The following is an 18539-nucleotide window of genomic DNA, read 5'->3' on the forward strand; positions in this document are numbered from 1 at the left end:
ACCTCCGTGCTCTGCACTGCGGTGCGCGCTGGCTTGGGGCGGCCCGGCGCGGCGCGCATGGCCGGCCTCCTTGCCGTGCGTTCAGCTCATTGATGCATCAGATCAGCTTAACCAGTTGCTTGCCGAAGTTCTTGCCCTTGAGCAAGCCCAGGAATGCCTCGGGCGCAGATTCGATGCCCTGCGCGATCGACTCGCGCGGCTTGAGCTTGCCAGTGGCCACCAGCGTGCCCAGCTCGGCCAGCGCCTCGGGCCACACTTCCATGTGCTCGCTGACGATGAAGCCTTCGATCTTCATGCGGTTTATGAGGATCAGTGCCGGGTTGGCCAGCGGCAGCGGCTGGCCGTCGTAGCCCGCGATCATCCCGCACAGGGCCACGCGGGCGAAGGCGTTGGCGCGCAGCAGCACCGCGTCGAAGATGTAGCCGCCGACGTTCTCGAAGTAGCCGTCGATGCCGTCCGGGCAGGCTTCCTTGAGCGCCGCGCTCATCGACTTGAGGTCGGGGTGCTGGCGGTAGTCGATGCAGGCGTCGAAGCCCAGCTCGTCCGTCACGTACCTGCACTTGTCGGCGCCACCCGCGATGCCGACCACGCGGCAGCCGCGCGCCTTGGCCAGCGCGCCGAAGGCACTGCCCACCGCGCCGCTGGCGGCTGTGACGACCAGCGTTTCGCCGGCCTTGGGCGCGATGATCTTCACCAGCCCGTACCAGGCGGTCACGCCCGGCATGCCGACGGCGCCGAGGTAGTGCGACAGCGGCACGTGCGTGGTGTCGACCTTCTTCAGCGCGCCGGGCTGCGAGGCATCGACCACGCTGTATTCCTGCCAGCCGCCGAAGCCCACCACCTTGTCGCCCACGGCGTACTTGGGGTGCTTGCTTTCCACCACTTCACCGACCGTGCCGCCCTGCATCGTCTGGCCCAGCGGCTGCGGCTGCGCGTAGCTCTTGGAGTCGTTCATGCGCCCGCGCATGTACGGGTCGAGGCTCATGTAGTGGTGGCGCACCAGGACCTGGTTGTCCTTGAGGTCGGGGGTCTGGGCCGTGACGAGCTTGAAGTTGCTGGCGACGGCCTCGCCCTCGGGGCGGTTGTCGAGGTGGATCTGCTTGTTGGTGGGCATGGAAGGCTCCGGGGGAGAAATAGGGTCGGGTCAGTCGGTCGAGGGCGGGCGCATCTCGTTGGCGCTGGCCGGGCCGGTCGGCAGCCGGCGCTTCACGTACTTGAAGGTACCGGTGGCGTGGGCGCACACGCGCTCCTGCTCGTCGTAGATTCTGGCCTCGGTGAAAGCCAGCGTCGCCGTCCTGTGAATGAGCGTGCCGCGCGCGTGCAGCGGGCCGACCGAGGGCTGCATGAAGCTGGTCTTCATCTCGATGGTGACCACGCCCATCTCGGGCGCGATGCTGCGCGCGGCAGCGGCCATGGTGATGTCCAGCAGCGTCATGCAGGCGCCGCCGTGCGTCACGTCGAAGGTGTTCAAGTGCTCGGGCTTGGCGGTGTAGAGGATCTCCGATTCGCCGTTCTCGAACTTCGTCAACTCGAAGCCCAGGTGGCGCGCGAACGGGATGCGGCTCGTGTACGAGCGGAAATTGATGTCGTCGGATTCAGGGGTTGTCATTTCGGTTCTTATGCTGCGCCGAGCACCACGCTCACGCCGCCGTCCACCGCCAGCCACTGGCCGGTGACGTGCTTGCCGGCGTCGCTCGCGAACAGCAGCGTCAGGCCCTTCAGGTCTTCCTCGTCGCCCAGGCGGCCCAGAGGCGCCTGCGCGGCCATCTTCTCCTCGCCCAGCGACTTGATGAGGCCGGCGGCCATCTTCGTCATGAAGAAGCCGGGGCAGATGGCGTTCACGTTGATGTTGTACTTGCCCCATTCGGCAGCCAGCGTGCGGGTGAAGCCGATGACCGCGGTCTTGGAGGTGTTGTAGGCCAGCGTCTGCATCTCGGGCGGGTTGCCGTTGAGGCCCGCGATGGAGGCGATGTTGATGATCCGGCCCGATTTCTTCGGAATCATGTAGCCGTTGGCGATCTGCTGCGACAGGATGAAGTAGCCCCGCACGTTGAGGTTCATCACCTTGTCCCAGGCCTCGACCGGGTGGCTCTCGGCCGGAGAACCCCAGCTGGCGCCCGCGTTGTTCACGAGGATGTCGACCGCGCCCATGCGCTGCAGGGTCTCGTCGGCCAGGCGGCGGGTGTCTTCCTCCTTCGAGCAGTCGGCGGCGATCCAGCGCGCGTCGATGCCGGCGGCCTGCAGCTCGGCGGCCGCCTGCTCCAGATCGTCGGCCTTGCGCGAACTCAGCATGATCTTCGCGCCGGCCTCGCCCAGCGCGTGGGCCATCTGCAGGCCCAGGCCGCGCGAGCCGCCGGTGACGAGGGCGGTCTTGCCGGTGAGGTCGAAGAGTTTCTGGACGGTGCGTGCGGTCATGGCTGGATGTCTCCGGGGTTCGGGTTGGTTCAGTTCAGATCAGATCTCGTAGTCCATGCACTGGCGGGCTTCTCTTACCGCGCCGATGAATGGCTTCAGGGCCACGTGCTGCGGATGGTCCGCATAGGCCGCGAGCGCGGCGGCGTCGGTGAATTCCGAGTACAGGACCAGGTCATAGGTGGCTTCCAGCCGGGGCTGGGCGATGGCAACCTCGAAGCGCAGCGTGCCGGGCGACAGTTTCGCGCAGGCGTCGAGCAGCGCCTTGGCCTTGAGCAGGTTGGTCGCCTTGTCGGCGCCCTCGGCGTGCTCCTTGAACTTCCACATCACGATGTGTTTGAGCATGGCGGGTCTCGTTACTTGCTTGAAGGGGTGTTGGGAAGGCGCGAGCGCACGTAGATCAGCACGAAGCCGACCAGTGCCACGATGCCGCCGGGCACGGAGATGGACCAGCCCAGCGCAGCGTCGGCGCGGCCGGTGGCGATGCCCAGGATCACGACGAACAGGCCGCCGTAGATCAGGATCCAGATCCATTTCTCCAGCCGCGCATGCGGCTTCGGCGGCTTGGCGGCGGGGGTGTTGCTGCTGGGGGTGGGGTTCGGCGAATCGGTGGTGGCCATCAGAAGGCGTCCTCGGGCAAAGCTGTACAGGTCGGATCACGGGTTTCGACCACGTTGAGCCATGCGCCGATTTTCGGCAGCTCGTAGTGGAAGAAATAGTCCGTGGCGCCGATCTTGCCAGCTGTTACCGCCCTCGCCTTTTCCTCGTCGGTTTGCAGGGCCTTGCCCGCGACGTCGAGCCAGATCCAGGCCAGCACCGTGTGGCCGAAGGCCTGCATGTACGGCACCGCATTGGCCAGCGCGTCGGCCGGGTCGCTGGTGGACCAGGCGGCCTCGGTGGCGCTGCCGATGCGCTGCAGCGCGGCGCCCAGCGCCTTGGCGTGACCAGCCAGTGCCGGCACCTTGGCCGCGCGGCCGATGGTGTCGGTCATGCGCGCGGCCAGCAGCTGCAGGCCGCGGCCCTTCTCCATCAGCACCTTGCGGCCGAGCAGGTCGGCCGCCTGGATGCCGTGGGTGCCCTCGTGGATCATGTTCAGGCGGTTGTCGCGCCAGTACTGCTCCACCGGAAAGTCGCGCGTGTAGCCGTAGCCGCCGTGCACCTGGATGGCCAGCGAATTCGCCTCCAGGCACCACTCGCTGGGCCAGCTCTTGGCGATGGGCGTGAGCACCTCCAGCAGCAGCCGCGCGTCGTCGGCGGCCTGCGCGTCGCCGGTCTTCTGCTCGTCGACAAGGCGGGCGCAGTACAGCTCCAGCGCCAGCGCGCCCTCGCAGTACGCCTTCTGGGCCAGCAGCATGCGGCGTACGTCGGCGTGCTCGATGATGCGCACCTGTGGCGCGGCCGAATCCTTGGCGACCGCCGTGCCGGCGGCTTCGGGCTTCTTCACCAGCCGGCCCTGCGGGCGGCTCTTCGCGTATTCGAGCGAGGCGTGGTAGCCGGCCATGCCGAGCATGGTGGCCGCCGTGCCAACGCCGATGCGCGCCTCGTTCATCATGTGGAACATGCAGTGCAGGCCCTTGCCGGGCTCGCCGACCAGGTAACCCACCGCGCCGGCCTTGCCGTCGACCGGGTACCTGCCCTCGCCGAAGTTCAGCAGCGTGTTGGTGGTGCCGCGCCAGCCCAGCTTGTGGTTGAGGCCCGCGAGCGCCACGTCGTTGCGCTGGCCCGTGAGATTGCCCTGGGTATCGACCATGCGCTTGGGCACGATGAAGAGCGATATGCCCCTCGTGCCGGGCACCAGCCTGCCGTTCTCGTCGGGAATCTTCGCCAGCACGATGTGCACGATGTTCTCGGTCAGCTCGTGGTCGCCCGCCGAGATCCACATCTTGTTGCCCGTGAGGCGGTAGCGCGGACCCAGCGGATCGTTCTGGAAGTCGTCGCCATCAGGCACCGCGCGCGTGGCCACGTCGCTCAGCGACGAACCGGCCTGCGGCTCCGACAGGCACATGGTGCCCGCCCAGCGGCCCGAGAACTCGTTCTTGGCGAAGACCTCCTTCTGCATCTCGGTGCCATGCACCATCAGCAGGTTGGCGTTGCCGCTGGTGAGCATGTTCGAGCCGATGCTCACCGAGGCCATCGCGAAGAAGCTGTTGGCCGCGGCCTGCAGCGTGTAGGGCAGCTGCATGCCGCCGATGTCGTAGTCCTGTGCCGCGCTCATCATTCCCGACTCGACGAAGGCCTTGTGCGCATCGTGCGTGGCCTGCGGCAGCACGACCTTCTCGCCGTCGAAATGCGGCTCCTGCGTATCGACCGTGCGGTTGAACGGCGCGTACTTCTCGCGCGCGATGCGCTCGCAGGTGTCGAGCACGGCGTCGAAGGTCTCGCGCGAATGGTCGGCGAAGCGCTCGCGCTGGTTGAGGGATTCGGCGTCGAGCCAGTCGTAGAGCAGGAAGTCGAGGGTGGGACGAAGGCTCATGAAATTCTCCAGGGGGTCGGGATCGGACAGCCGAACGCAAAAGAGGTACGGGAAATACGCAGAAGTCGCAGAGAAAAACCAATCAAATTCTGGTTTCTCTTCTGCGACTTCTGCGTAACCTTCGCGACCTCTGCGTTCGGAAGTCCGAATTCAGCGGCTCAGGTGGAAGCTCAGAGCACCTCGAACACGCCCGCGGCGCCCATGCCGCCGCCGATGCACATCGTGACCACGACCTTCTTCGCGCCGCGGCGCTTGCCTTCGATGAGCGCGTGGCCCGTCAGGCGCTGGCCGCTCACGCCATAGGGGTGTCCCACGGCGATGGCGCCGCCGTTCACGTTCAGGCGGTCGGCCGGAATGCCCAGCTTGTCGCGGCAGTAGATGACCTGCACGGCGAAGGCTTCGTTCAGCTCCCACAGGTCGATGTCGTTCACCGTGAGGCCCAGGCGCTTGAGCACCTTCGGAATGGCGAAGACGGGGCCGATGCCCATCTCGTCGGGTTCGCAGCCGGCCACTGCGAAGCCGAGGAAGCGGCCCATGGGCTTCAGGCCCTTCTGCTGCGCGTACTTCTCGTCGACCACCACGCAGGCGCCGGCGCCGTCGGAGAACTGGCTGGCGTTGCCGGCCGAGATCAGGCCGCCGGGCAACGCCGGGCGGATGCCGCTGATGCCTTCCTTGGTGGTGCCTGGGCGGATGCCTTCGTCGTTCTCGACGGTGACTTCCTTGGTACGCAGGCCCATCACGGGGTCGGCTACGCCGGCCAGCACGGTGATGGGGGCGATTTCATCCTTGAACTTGCCGGCTTCCAGCGCGGCGGTGGCGCGCTGCTGGCTCTGCGCGCCGTATTCGTCCATGGCGTCGCGGCCGATGTTGTAGCGCTTGGCGACCTGCTCGGCCGTCTGCAGCATGTTCCAGTAGATCTCGGGCTTGTTCTTCACCAGCCACGGGTCGGCCAGCATGTGCTTGTTGGCTTCGTTCTGCACGCACGAGATGCTCTCGACGCCGCCGGCCACGTAGACCTCGCCTTCGCCCGCGATGATGCGCTGGGCCGCGGTGGCGATGGTCTGCAGGCCCGAGGAGCAGAAGCGGTTGATGGTCATGCCCGAGGTGGTGATCGGCAGGCCGGCGCGCAGCGCGATCTGGCGCGCGATGTTGGAGCCGGTGGCGCCTTCGGGCGTGGCACAGCCCATGATGACGTCGTCGACCGATGCGGGGTCGATGCCGGCGCGCTGCACGGCGTGCTGCACCGCGTGGCCGCCCAGCGTGGCGCCGTGCGTCATGTTGAAGGCACCCTTCCAGCTCTTCGCGAGCGGCGTGCGGGCAGTGGAAACGATGACGGCGCTGGTCATGGTGAGGTCCTTTGAAGCAGATGGAAGGGAAAAGAGATTGCTGTAGCGGTTGTCGTCATTGCGCCGGAGCAGCGTTGGCGTTGCTCAGGAGCTGGCGGTAGAAGCCGATCATCTCGCCGTAATTCGAGATGGCCAGGCGTTCGTTGTTGCCGTGGAAGCGCGCGAGGTCTTCGTTCTTCATGCGAAACGGCGAGAAGCGGAAGACGGCGTCGCTCACGATGCTGAAGTGGCGCGAGTCGGTGGCCGCGGTCATGAGGCCCGGGGCCACCACCGCATCGGGAAAGCTCTGGCGCACGGCCTGTTCGATCGCGCGGTAGCCGGTGCTGTCGGTCGACGACACCGGTGACGGCTCGGAGTTGCCCGGGTAGGCCTTGATCTTGATGTCGTCGTTGCCCAGCGCCTTGCGCAGGTGCGCCTCGGTGCTGGCGATGGTGTCGCCCGGCAGGATGCGGAAGTTGACGGCAGCCTCGGCGCGGCCGGGCAGCACGTTGTCCTTGTTGCCTGCGCGAACGATGGTCAGCGCGGTGGTGGTGCGCAGCATGGCGTTGCTGCTCGGGCTCTTCTCGAGGATGCCGCGCACCAGCGGCTCGGTGAGCCACAGGTTGGAGAGCATCACGCGGTTGACGCCGCTCATCTCGGGCGCGAGCGCGCCGAACATCTGGCCGGCCACGCCCTTGATGCCGCCGGGCATCTGGTTGGCTTCGAGCCGCGCCAGCGCCGCGCTCATGCTGCCGATGGCGCTGTGCTGCGGCGGCATCGACGAATGGCCGGGCGCGGTGTCGAGCGAGAGAAAGAAGGTGGCGTAGCCCTTCTCCGCCAGGCCGATGAGCGCCGCTGGCTGCTTCAGGCCCGGCAGCACGCCGTCGAGCACCAGCAGGCCCTCGTCGAGCACCCAGTCGAGGCGCACGTTGCGCGACTTGAGCAGTTCGGCGATGGGCAGCGCGCCGCGCAGGCCGCTCACCTCCTCGTCGTCGCCCATCACGAGGTAGACCGTCTGCCTCGGCTTGAAGCCGCTGCCGATGAGCAGCTCGATGGCTTCCATCTGAGCGAACAGGTTGCTCTTGTTGTCGAGCGTGCCGCGGCCCCAGATGAAGCCGTCCTTGATCTCGCCGGAGAAGGGATCGACCGTCCACGCCTTCTCGGTACCGGGCGCGATGGGCACCATGTCCTGGTGCGCCATCAGCGCGACGGGCTTGGCCTGCGGGTCGGTGCCGGCCCAGGTGTAGAGCAGCGCCTTGTTGCCCACCACTTCCTTCTTCAGGGTGGCGTGCACCTTCGGGAACTGCTGCTCGAGGTAGGCATGCAGCTTGTCGAACTCGGCCGCGTTGGCGGCCGGGTCGTCGAGGCCCGATACCGTGCGGAACGTGATCGCCGTGGACAGCCGCCTGGCGGCCGCCTGCAGGTCGATGTCCAGCTTGGGCGCGGGCGCCACCGCCAGCTGGCGCGACGGCGTGGTCCAGGTCTTGACCGCCACGGCGGCCGCGAGCAGCACAACTGCCAGCAGCAGCCCGAGGAAGATGCGTTTCAACATTGGCGGTCTTGGTCCCGGCTCAGGTTCTGCGCGTCGTCATCAGCCGAAGGACTTGCCTTCTGCCACCAGCTTCTGGATCAGCGGCGCGGGCTGCCAGAACTCGGCGTCGTCGCGCGGGTTCTTGGCGAAGCGCTTCATCGTCTCGGCCACGTTGTACAGGCCGACCTGCGAGGCGTAGTGCATCGGGCCGCCGCGGTAGATCGGGAAGCCGTAGCCGGTCAGGTACACCATGTCGATGTCGCCCGACTTGGAGGCGATGCCGTCTTCCAGGATGTGCGCGCCTTCATTCACCAGCGCATACACCAGCCGCTGCACGATTTCCTCGTCGGAGATCTTGCGCGGCGTGATGCCCAGCTCCTTGCGGTGGTCCTCGATCATCTTGTTGACCAGCTCCGACGGGATGGCGTCGCGCTTGCCGGCCTGGTAGTCGTACCACCCTGCCCCGGTCTTCTGGCCGAAGCGGCCCAGTTCGCAGAGCTTGTCGGCCGTGCGGCTGTACTTCATGTCGGCGCGCTCGACGGCGCGGCGCTTGCGGATGGCCCAGCCGATGTCGTTGCCGGCCAGGTCGCCCATGCGGAACGGGCCCATGGCGAAGCCGAACTTCTCGATGGCCTTGTCCACCTGCTGTGGCGTGGCGCCTTCGTCCAGCAGGAAGCCGGCCTGGCGGCTGTACTGCTCGATCATGCGGTTGCCGATGAAGCCGTCGCAAACGCCCGAGACCACGGCCGTCTTCTTGATCTTCTTGCCAATGGCCATGACCGTGGCCAGCACGTCCTTGGCGGTGGCCTTGCCGCGCACCACTTCCAGCAGCTTCATCACGTTGGCGGGGCTGAAGAAGTGCATGCCGACCACGTCCTGCGGACGCTCGGTGAACGACGCGATCTTGTCGACGTCGAGCGTGGAGGTGTTCGATGCCAGGATCGCGCCCTTCTTGGCGACGCGGTCGAGTTCCTTGAACACTTTTTCCTTCACGCCGATTTCCTCGAACACGGCCTCGATGATGAGGTCGGCGTCCTTCAGCTCGTCGTAGCTGAGCGTGGTGCTCAGCAGCGCCATGCGCTGCTCGTACTTGTCCTGCTTGAGCTTGCCCTTCTTGACCTGGGCTTCGTAGTTCTTGCGGATGGTTGCGATGCCGCGGTCGAGCGCTTCCTGCTTCATCTCGAGGATGGTCACGGGAATGCCCGCGTTCAGGAAGTTCATCGAGATGCCGCCGCCCATGGTGCCGGCGCCGATCACGCCGACCGACTTGATCTCGCGCTTGGGCGTGTCTTCCGGCACGTCGGGGATCTTGCTCGCGGCGCGCTCGGCCATGAACAGGTGGCGCAACGCCAGCGACTCGGGCGTGAACATCAGCGAGGTGAAGATGCGGCGCTCTTCGGCCATGCCGGCGTCGAACTTCATCTTGGTGGCGGCCTGCACGGCATCGACGCACTGCAGCGGCGCGGGGTAGTTCTTCGACATGCCGCCGACCATGTTCTTCGCGAACTGGAAGTAAGCATCGCCCTGCGGGTGCTTGCACGGCAGGTTGCGCACCAGGGGCAGCTCATCGCCCGTCTTGCCGGCCACGCTCTTGGCGAAGGCCACGGCCTCGTCGAACACCGATTCGGCCGAGGCGGCCAGCTTGTCGAACAGCTTCTGGCCGGGCACCGACGCGAGCAGCTCGCTCTTGACCGGTTCGCCGCTGACGATCATGTTCAGGGCCGTCTCCACGCCCAGAACGCGCGGCAGGCGCTGCGTGCCGCCCGCGCCGGGGATCAGGCCCAGCTTGACTTCGGGCAGCGCGACGTTGGTGCCGGGAGCGGCCACGCGGTAGTGGCAGCCCAGGGCCAGTTCGAGGCCGCCGCCCATGCACACCGAGTGGATGGCAGCGACGATGGGCTTGGGAGAAGCTTCGAGCGCAAGGATCACGCTCAGCAGGTTGGGCTCCTGCAGCGCCTTGGGCGTGCCGAACTCCTTGATGTCCGCGCCGCCCGAGAACGCCTTGCCGGCGCCGGTGATGACGATGGCCTTGACGGCGTCGTCGGCATTGGCCTTGGACAGGCCGTCGGTGATGCCGATGCGCGTCGAGAAACCGAGACCGTTGACCGGAGGATTGGTCATGGTGATCACGGCGATATCGCCGAGCACTTTGTATTCAGCCGTCATGCTGCGTTCCTTGGTGTGAGAAGAAAAAGAAGAAAAAGCACGAGTGTTCTTTTTCGGGGGATTCTAGGCGTTTCGCGCGGCCCAACAATGGCACGCAGTCGCTGTAGAGACAAGGGCCGTGGATGCGGGAACGGGTACCGAACGCAGAAGACGCGAGGATTTCGCAAAGGACGCGAAAGGGAAAGCAGATCATTTTTTCTGACTTGCTTTCGCGTCCTTCGCGAAACCTTCGCGCCCTCTGCGTCCGGAAATCCGCATCCAGCGGCCTAGACCTCCAGCCACTCCTTGCGGGTGGTGGCGTCGGCGCGCAGGCCGGCGGGGGTGCCGTCGAAGACGATGCTGCCGTGGCCCATGACGAGCGCACGGTCGGAGATTTCCATCGCGATGGTGAGCTTCTGCTCGATCAGCAGCACCGAGATGCCCTTGTCCTTGAGCGTGCGCAGGTACTGCCCCACCAGCTCCACGATCTTGGGCGCGAGGCCCTCGGTGGGCTCGTCGATGATGATCAGGTCGGGGTCGCCCATCAGCGTGCGGCACAGCGTGAGCATCTGCTGCTCGCCGCCCGAGAGCACGCCCGCCTCGGTGTGCTGGCGCTCCTTCAGGCGCGGGAACATGCCGTACATGTCGTCGAACGACCACCGGCTGCCCTTGCCCGAGCCCTTCTGCCCCAGCAGCAGGTTCTGGTGCACCGTGAGCTTGGGGAAGATGTCGCGGTTCTCAGGCACGTAGCCGATGCCGCAGTGCGCGATCTCGTAGGCCTTTCGGCGCAGGATGTCCTGGCCCTTCCAGTGCAGGCCGCCCTCGGCATGCACCAGGCCCATGATGGCCTTGGCGGTGGTCGAGCGGCCCGAGCCGTTGCGGCCCAGCAGCGCGACGATCTCGCCCGGGTTCACGTCGAAGGAAACACCATGCAGCACATGGCTCTTGCCGTAGTAGGCGTGGATGTCTTGAAGCTTCAGCATTTCAGTGTCCAGCCCCTTGTGCATCGGCGACGGCGGAGCCCAGGTAAGCCTCCTGCACGCGTGCATTGGCGCGGACGGCAGCCGGCGTGTCGAAGGCGATCACCTCGCCATACACCACCACCGCGATCTTGTCGGCCAGCCCGAAGACCACGCCCATGTCGTGCTCCACCGTCAGCAGCGTCTTGCCGACGGTGACGTGCTTGATGAGCGAGATGAAGTGCGAAGTCTCCGTCTTGCTCATGCCGGCCGTGGGTTCGTCCAGCAGGATCACGCTGGCGCCGCCCGCGATGGTCACGCCGATCTCCAGCGCGCGCTGCTCGGCGTAGGTGAGGTTCACCGCGTGCACGTCGCGCTTCTTCTCCAGGCCGATCTGGCGGATGAGTTCTTCCGTGCGCTCGTTGGCGTCGTCGAGGTTCGAGAGAAAGCGCAGGAAGGTGTACTTGTAGCCCAGGCTCCACAGCACGCCGCAGCGCAGGTTCTCGAAGACGGTGAGCTTCGGGAAGATGTTGGTGATCTGGAAGCTGCGCGACAGTCCCATGCGGTTGATCTCGTACGGCTTCATGCCGTCGATGCGCGTGCCGTTGAGCAGCACCTCGCCGCTGCTGGGCGCAAGCCGCCCGCTGATCAGGTTGAAGAGCGTCGACTTGCCCGCGCCGTTCGGTCCGATGATGGCGATGCGCTCGCCGGCCTTCACGGCCAGGTCGACGCCTCGGATGATGTCGGTCTTGCCGAAGCTCTTGCGCAGGTTCTTGAGTTCGAGTGAATAGGTCATGCCGTCTCCCGCCGCTTGATCTCGGCTTCGATTTCTTCCTGCGCATGGCCCCAGACCTTCGCGAAGCGCCGGCGCACCACTTCGAACACGCCCAGGCCGACAGCGAACAGGACCACGGCGACCACCCAGGCCATGGCCGAGGATGTGTCGAGCTGCAGGCCGGCGAACGGCACCACCGGCCCGAGCGCCGCGTTGAGCTGCATGTGATAGATCATCTCGACGATGGCCGCCGCACCCGCGAGCATGATGGCCGCGCCGACGAGAAGGCCCACGTACAGCAGGTAGAAGCGCTTGAACTTGCCGAACAGCGCCACGCGCACGTTCATCATGATCAGGCTGGCCACGCCGCCGGGCGCGAACATCACCATCAGCAGGAACACCAGGCCCACGTACAGCAGCCAGGCCTTGCTGAGCTCCGACAGCAGCACCAGCGCGAACACCAGCAGCGCCGCACCGATGATGGGCCCGAAGAAGAAGGTCGCGCCGCCGAGGAAGGTGAACAGCAGGTAGCTGCCCGAGCGCAGCCCGTTGAGGCTGTCGGCCGCGTTCACGATCTCGAAGTTGATGGCCGCCAGCCCGCCGCCGATACCGGCGAAGAAGCCAGCGATGATGAAGGCGTAGTAGCGCACGCGCTGCGTGTTGTAGCCGATGAACTCCACGCGCTCCGGGTTGTCGCGCACCGCGTTCAGCATGCGCCCGAGCGGCGTGCCGGTGAAGGCGAACATCAGCCCGGTGCAGATGAAGCAGTAGACGGCGATCAGGTAGTACACCTGGTTCTGCGGACCGAAGTTGAGCCCGAAGAACGAGGCGCCGTACACGCGGTTGGTGGTGATGCCGCCCTCGCCGCCGAAGAAGCTGGGGAACATCAGCGCCATGGCTGCCACCAGTTCGCCCAGGCCCAGCGTGATCATCGCGAAGGTGGTGCCCGACTTCTTGGTCGACACGTAGCCGAAGAGCGCGGCGAAGAACATGCCGCCCAGCCCGCCCACGAGCGGAATGAGCACCAGCGGAACCGGCAGCTTGCCCGCGCCGGCCAGGTTCATGGCGTGGATGGCGATGAACGAGCCCATGCCCACGTACACCGCATGCCCGAAGCTGAGCATGCCACCCTGCCCCAGCAGCATGTTGTAGCTCAGGCAGATGATGATGAGATAGCCGATCTGCGACAGCATGGTCAGCGCCAGGCTGCTGGTGAAGATCATCGGCGCCACGATCAGCAGCAGCGCGAAGAAGGACCAGATCAGGATGCGGCCGATGTTCAGCGGCTTGAACCGGTAGTAGCGCACTGGCGTGGAGGTCGAAGCGGTTGTCGTTGCGGTGTTCATCGCGTCAGTCCTCCCGCGTTCCGAGAAGACCCTTGGGCCTGAAGATGAGGATCAGCACCAGGAAGAGGTACGGAAGGATCGGCGCGACCTGCGAGATCGTCAGCCTGAGCAGCTCGTAGCCGAAGGTCTGGTCGGTCACCGCCACGCCGAAGGCCTGCAGGCCGGTGGCGAGCGACTGGTCCATGGCCACGGCGAAGGTCTGCACCACGCCGATGATCAGCGAGGCCAGGAAGGCACCGGCCAGCGAGCCCATGCCGCCGACCACCACCACCACGAAGATGATGGAACCCACCGACGCGGCCATGGCCGGCTCGGTGACGTAGGTGTTGCCGCCGACCACGCCGGCCAGCCCCGCCAGCGCGGCGCCGCCGCCGAACACCAGCATGAAGACGCGCGGCACGTTGTGGCCCAGCGCCTCGACCATCTCGGGGTGCTTCAGCGCCGCCTGGATCACCAGGCCGATGCGCGTGCGCGTGAGCAGCAGCCACACCGACACCAGCATCAGCACCGCCACCAGCATGATGAACGAGCGCGACTTGGGGAACTGCGTGCCGTAGAGCGTGAAAAGCGGCCCCTGCAGCGCCGACGGCAGGCCGTACGGCACCGTGGAGCGGCCCCACACCAGCTGCACGACTTCGAGGATCAGGTACGAAAGACCGAAGGTCACCAGCAGCTCGGGAACATGGCCGAACTTGTGGACGCGGCGCAGGCAGTAGCGCTCGAAGGCGGCACCCAGCGCGAACACCAGCACCGGCGCGATGACCAGCGCCGGCCAGAAGCCGACGATGCCCGACAGCGTGTAGGCGAAGTAGGCGCCCAGCATGTAGAAGCTCGCGTGCGCGAAGTTGAGCACGCCCATCATGCTGAAGATCAGCGTGAGGCCTGAGCTCAGCATGAACAACAGCAGGCCGTAGCTCACGCCGTTGAGCAGCGAGATGACGAAGAATTCGACGTTCATCGGTCTTTCGTGTCAGTTGAAAAAGAAAAAGGCCCGAGTGTTGAAGTCGGGCCTCGACCGCGTTGGCGTGTTCCCGGAATCAGGAGGGACGCTTCATCTGGCAGGAGGTGGGCGTGCTCGCCACGTAGGCGTCGTAGAACTTCACCGGCACCAGCGTGTAGCCGGTGTTCTCGGGGCTGTAGGGGTACTTGGCGGTGGCCTTCTCCCAGCGGGTGATGTACAGGCCCTGCTGCGCCTGGTGGTCGGTCTTGCGCAGCTCGATGTCGCCGTTGAAGCTCTTGAACTTCAGGCCTTCCATCGCGGCCGCGACCTTCACCGGGTCGGTCGACTTGGTCTTCACGAAGGCCTCGGTGAGCGCCTGGAACACCGTGTAGATGTCGGTGGTGTAGAGGTCGTCGTTGAACTTCTTCTTGAAGTCGTCGGCGTACTTCTGCATGTCGCCGCCCATGTTGTAGTGGGCGTAGCCGACCTGGTAGACCTTGCCGTCCGAAGCCGCGCCCATGGCGGTCGGCGTGCCGGTGGTCACGGCGTAGTAGGTGTAGAACTTGACGTTCAGGCCCGCATCGTTGGCCGCCTTGATCAGCAGCGCCAGGTCGGAGCCCCAGTTGCCGGTGATGACGGTGTCGGCGCCCGAGGCCTTGATCTTGGCGATGTACGGCGCGAAGTCGCGCACCTGGGCCAGCGGATGCAGGTCGTCGCCCACGATCTGGATGTCGGGACGCTTGTGCTTGAGGTCTTCCTTCGCGAACTTGGAGACCTGCTGGCCGTGCGAATAGTTCTGGCCGATGATGTAGACCTTCTTGATCTCCGGCTGGTCCTTCATGTAGGTGGTCAGCGCCTCCATCTTCATCGACGTGTCGGCGTCGAAGCGGTACTGCCAGTAGCTGCACTTGCTGTTGGTCAGATCGGGGTCGACGGCGGCGTAGTTCAGATAGAGCGCCTCCTTGCCCGGGTTGCGCGCGTTGTTCTTCTCGAGCGCGTCGATGATGGCGAGCGCCGGGCCGGAGCCGTTGCCCTGCACGATGTAGCGCGCGCCCTGGTCGAGAGCCGAGCGCAGCGCGCTGGTGGTCTCCTGCGGGCTGAGCTTGTTGTCGATGCCGATGATCTCGAACTTCACGCCCGCCGCGTTCTTCTTGTTGAACTCCTCGGCGAAGAACTGGAAGGTCTTGAGCTGGTTGGTTCCGACCGCGGCCATGAGGCCCGACAGCGGATCGAGCCATGCGATCTTGACGGTTTCACCCTTCTGGGCAAAGGCACCGGTGGCGGTGGCAGCAATGACGGCTGCGGCGGCGATTTTCAGAGCGAACTTCAATCTATATCTCCTGGTCAAACCGATTCAAAACGCCGCACGAGAGTACAAGCGTTTGCAGCCCCTCCCCTCAGGGAATGCCCGTAAGAGGGGTGCCGCAAAGGCCCGTTTCTATCGCGCATGCGACACCGCGTTTCTCCAATTTGCTACCCGCCGGTAGACAGCTGCTACCGATGGGTAGGAAACGCGTTCACAAAGACGCCTAGGGGCGCTTCATCTGGCACGACGTGGGCGTGCTCGCCACGTACGATTCGAAGTACTTCACGGGAACATTGGTGTAGCCGGTGTTCTCCGCGTCGTACGGGTACTTCGCGCTCGCCTTCTCCCACCTCGCGATGTAGAGGCCCTGCTGCAACTGGTGGTCGGACTTGCGCATCTCGACCTCGCCGTTGAAGCTCTTGATCTTCATGCCCTCCAGGGCCGCCGCCACCTTCACCGGGTCGGTCGACCTGGTCTTGACGAAGGCGGCATCGAGCAGCGCGAACACGTGATAAATCGACGACTGGGTGAGGTCGTCGTTCATGCGCTTCTTGTAGCCCGCGAGCAGCTGCTGGATCTCGCCGCCCATGTTGTAGTGGGCATAGGCCACGGTGTAGACCTTGCCTTCCGAGGTGGCGCCCATCGCCGTGGGCGTGCCCGCGCCCGGCGCGTAGTAGGTCAGGAACTTGACGTTCAGGCCCGAGTCGTTGGCTGCCTTGATGAGCAGCGAGAGGTCGGAGCCCCAGTTGCCGGTGATGACGGTGTCTGCGCCCGATGCCTTGATCTTCGCGATGTAGGGAGAGAAGTCGCGCACCTGCGCCAGCGGATGCAGGTCGTCGCCCACGATCTGGATGTCGGGGCGCTTCACCTTCAGGTCTTCCTTGGCGTACTTCGACACCTGCACGCCGTGCGCGTAGTTCTGCCCGAGGATGTAGACCTTCTTGATGTCGGGCTGGTCCTTCATCCAGGTGGTCAGCGCCTCCATCTTCATCGACGTGTCGGCGTCGAGCCGGAAGTGCCAGTAGCTGCACTTGCTGTTGGTCAGGTCGGGGTCGACCGCCGCGTAGTTCATGTACAGCAGCTCCTTGCCCGGGTTGCGCGCGTTGTTCTTCTCGATGGCGTCGATGATCGCGAGCGCGGGGCCGGAGCCGTTGCCCTGCATGATGTAGCGCGCGCCCTGGTCCTGCGCGGAACGCAGGGCCGCGGTGGTCTCCTGCGTGCTGAGCTTGTTGTCGATCGCGATGATCTCGAACTTCACGCCCGACTGATTCTTCTTGTTGAGCTCTTCAGCAAGGAACTGCGTGGTCTTCAGCTGATTGGTGCCCACCGCCGCCATCAGGCCCGACAGCGGGTCGAGCCAGGCGATCTTGACGGTCTCGCCCTTCTGGGCGAACGCCGCGGCAGCGCTCACCAACATTGCACAGGCAGCTACAGACTTGATGGCAAATTGCATGAAGAGTCTCCGGTGTGAAAGGCGGACCGCCAGCGTACAAGCGGCCTTTTTTTCGCCGCACAGGGATTGCCCGCAAGCAGGGCCGCCGGGGCCGCCTTGCTATCGCGTATGCGACAGCGCGGCGCTCGCGGCGGGCCCGGCGGTCATGCCGTGGGCAGCTTGTAGTCCTTGAGCAGCTCCCGCAGCTTCGTCTTGAGGATCTTGCCGGTGGCGCCCAGCGGGATGGCCTCGACGAACACCACGTCGTCGGGGATCTGCCACTTGGCGGTCTTGCCCTCGTAGAACTTCAGCAGCTCCTCGCGCGTGACCTCCGCGTTGGGCTTCTTCACGACGGCGATGATCGGCCGCTCGTCCCACTTCGGGTGGAACACGCCGATGCACGCGGCCATGGCCACGCCCGGGTGCGCGACGGCGATGTTCTCGATGTCGATGGAGCTGATCCACTCGCCGCCGGACTTGATCACGTCCTTGCTGCGGTCGGTGATCTGCAGGTAGCCCTCGGCATCGATGGTGGCCACGTCGCCCGTGGGGAACCAGCCGCGGTTGCGTTCATCTGGAATGAGCGGATCGCCGCCCTCTCCCTTGAAGTACTCCTTGACGATCCACGGGCCCTTGACCAGCAGGTCGCCGTAGGCCTTGCCGTCCCAGGGCAGCTCCTTGCCGTCGCCGTCGACGATCTTCATGTCGACGCCGAAGATGGCGCGGCCCTGCTTCATGCGGATCTGCAGCTGCGCGTCGGCCGGCAGCGACAGGTGCTTGTTCTTGAGCGTGCACAGCGTGCCCAGTGGGCTCATCTCGGTCATGCCCCAGGCGTGAAGCACCTCCACGTTGTAGATGTCCTGGAACGCCTTGATCATGGCCGGCGGGCAGGCCGAGCCGCCGATCACCGTGCGGTTGAGCTTGCTGAACTTCAGGCCGCCCGCCTGCATGTGGCCCAGCAGCATCTGCCACACGGTGGGCACGCCGGCGGCGAAGGTCACGCCCTCGGCCTCGATGAGGTCGTAGACAGACTTGCCGTCGAGCGCCGGGCCGGGGAACACCAGCTTGCAGCCCACCAGCGCCGCCGAGTACGGAATGCCCCACGCGTTGACGTGGAACATCGGTACCACCGGCAGCACCGAGTCGCGCGCCGACAGGCGCATCACGTCGGGCAGTGCAGCGGCATATGCATGCAGCATCGTCGAGCGATGGCTGTAGAGCGCGGCCTTCGGGTTGCCCGTGGTGCCGCTCGTGTAGCACATGCTCGAGGCGGAGTTCTCGTCGAAGCTGGGCCATTCGTAGTCGGTGGGCTGGGAGCCCATCCAGCTTTCGTAGCTCACGAGGTTGGGCACGCCGCTGTCGGCCGGGAGCTTGTCGGCATCACACAGTGCAACCCATTTCCGGATCGTGGGACACCGCGCATGCACCGCCTGCACCAGCGGCAGGAACGTGAGGTCGAAGCACAGGATCTGGTCTTCGGCATGGTTGGCGATCCACGCGATCTGGTCGGGGTGCAGCCGCGGGTTGATGGTGTGCAGCACGCGGCCGCTGCCGCTCACGCCGTAGTACAGCTCCAGGTGGCGATAGCCGTTCCAGGCCAGGGTGGCGATGCGGTCGCTGAACAGCAGCTGCTCGCCATCCAGCGCGTTGGCCACCTGCTTGGCGCGCGATGCGATGTCGCGCCACGTGCAGCGGTGGATATCGCCTTCGACACGGCGCGAGACGATCTCGCCGTCGCCGTTGTGGCGCTCGGCGAACTCGATCAGCGACGAGATCAGAAGCGGTTGGTCTTGCATCAAACCCAGCATCTACAGACTCCTATGTGAAATGACTTCTTCAAAGCTCGGGAACAACGCATTCACGCAAGCTTCGGCCATTTGCACAATGACACAAAC

The 18539-nt window shown here is 65.4% G+C and carries 16 protein-coding genes; all 16 read right to left on the reverse strand.

Annotated elements, in window-relative coordinates:
• Positions 1–97: 97 nt before the first annotated feature.
• Positions 98–1114: an NADP-dependent oxidoreductase gene (locus EJP67_RS05160; RefSeq protein ID WP_126020134.1), complete on the reverse strand. Its 1017-nt coding sequence runs from the start codon at positions 1112–1114 to the stop codon at positions 98–100.
• A gap of 30 nt (positions 1115–1144) precedes the next feature.
• Positions 1145–1609 (reverse strand): PaaI family thioesterase, encoded by a 465-nt coding sequence (locus EJP67_RS05165; protein WP_126020136.1) that lies wholly within the window; start codon positions 1607–1609, stop codon positions 1145–1147.
• An 8-nt stretch (positions 1610–1617) separates the two neighbouring features.
• Positions 1618–2415: an SDR family oxidoreductase gene (locus EJP67_RS05170; RefSeq protein ID WP_126020138.1), complete on the reverse strand. Its 798-nt coding sequence runs from the start codon at positions 2413–2415 to the stop codon at positions 1618–1620.
• A gap of 39 nt (positions 2416–2454) precedes the next feature.
• A complete protein-coding gene (locus EJP67_RS05175; RefSeq protein ID WP_126020140.1) occupies positions 2455–2757 on the reverse strand; it encodes a Dabb family protein in 303 nt (100 codons plus the stop codon).
• Positions 2758–2768: 11 nt separating this feature from the next.
• A complete protein-coding gene (locus tag EJP67_RS05180) occupies positions 2769–3032 on the reverse strand; it encodes a hypothetical protein (RefSeq protein WP_126020143.1) in 264 nt (87 codons plus the stop codon).
• Positions 3032–4885 (reverse strand): acyl-CoA dehydrogenase, encoded by a 1854-nt coding sequence (locus EJP67_RS05185; protein WP_126020146.1) that lies wholly within the window; start codon positions 4883–4885, stop codon positions 3032–3034. The genes EJP67_RS05180 and EJP67_RS05185 overlap by 1 nt, the downstream gene beginning before the upstream one ends.
• A 170-nt stretch (positions 4886–5055) precedes the next feature.
• Positions 5056–6231, reverse strand: a complete 1176-nt coding sequence (locus EJP67_RS05190; RefSeq protein ID WP_126020148.1) for an acetyl-CoA C-acyltransferase — start codon at positions 6229–6231, stop codon at positions 5056–5058.
• A 55-nt stretch (positions 6232–6286) separates the two neighbouring features.
• Positions 6287–7762, reverse strand: coding sequence for a M20 family peptidase (locus EJP67_RS05195; protein ID WP_126020150.1), 1476 nt, complete (start codon positions 7760–7762; stop codon positions 6287–6289).
• A gap of 39 nt (positions 7763–7801) precedes the next feature.
• Positions 7802–9907 (reverse strand): 3-hydroxyacyl-CoA dehydrogenase NAD-binding domain-containing protein, encoded by a 2106-nt coding sequence (locus EJP67_RS05200; RefSeq protein WP_126020152.1) that lies wholly within the window; start codon positions 9905–9907, stop codon positions 7802–7804.
• Between the two features lie 266 nt (positions 9908–10173).
• Entirely contained in the window at positions 10174–10869 is a 696-nt protein-coding gene (locus EJP67_RS05205) for an ABC transporter ATP-binding protein (RefSeq protein WP_126020154.1), read from the reverse strand.
• Position 10870: 1 nt separating this feature from the next.
• Complete coding sequence (locus EJP67_RS05210) at positions 10871–11641, reverse strand: ABC transporter ATP-binding protein (protein ID WP_126020157.1); 771 nt, start codon at positions 11639–11641, stop codon at positions 10871–10873.
• Positions 11638–12966: a branched-chain amino acid ABC transporter permease gene (locus EJP67_RS05215; RefSeq protein WP_126020160.1), complete on the reverse strand. Its 1329-nt coding sequence runs from the start codon at positions 12964–12966 to the stop codon at positions 11638–11640. The genes EJP67_RS05210 and EJP67_RS05215 overlap by 4 nt, the downstream gene beginning before the upstream one ends.
• A gap of 4 nt (positions 12967–12970) precedes the next feature.
• Entirely contained in the window at positions 12971–13924 is a 954-nt protein-coding gene (locus tag EJP67_RS05220; protein ID WP_126020162.1) for a branched-chain amino acid ABC transporter permease, read from the reverse strand.
• 79 nt (positions 13925–14003) lie between these two features.
• The gene (locus tag EJP67_RS05225; RefSeq protein WP_126020164.1) at positions 14004–15236 is read right to left on the reverse strand and encodes a branched-chain amino acid ABC transporter substrate-binding protein; all 1233 of its coding nucleotides are present in this window, start codon (positions 15234–15236) and stop codon (positions 14004–14006) included.
• Between the two features lie 199 nt (positions 15237–15435).
• Complete coding sequence (locus EJP67_RS05230; protein WP_126020168.1) at positions 15436–16665, reverse strand: branched-chain amino acid ABC transporter substrate-binding protein; 1230 nt, start codon at positions 16663–16665, stop codon at positions 15436–15438.
• A gap of 143 nt (positions 16666–16808) precedes the next feature.
• Positions 16809–18452: a 3-(methylthio)propionyl-CoA ligase gene (locus EJP67_RS05235; protein WP_126020170.1), complete on the reverse strand. Its 1644-nt coding sequence runs from the start codon at positions 18450–18452 to the stop codon at positions 16809–16811.
• Between the last annotated feature and the right edge of the window lie 87 nt (positions 18453–18539).

This window comes from Variovorax guangxiensis (assembly GCF_003952165.1).
In the GTDB taxonomy this organism is placed as follows: domain Bacteria; phylum Pseudomonadota; class Gammaproteobacteria; order Burkholderiales; family Burkholderiaceae_C; genus Variovorax; species Variovorax guangxiensis.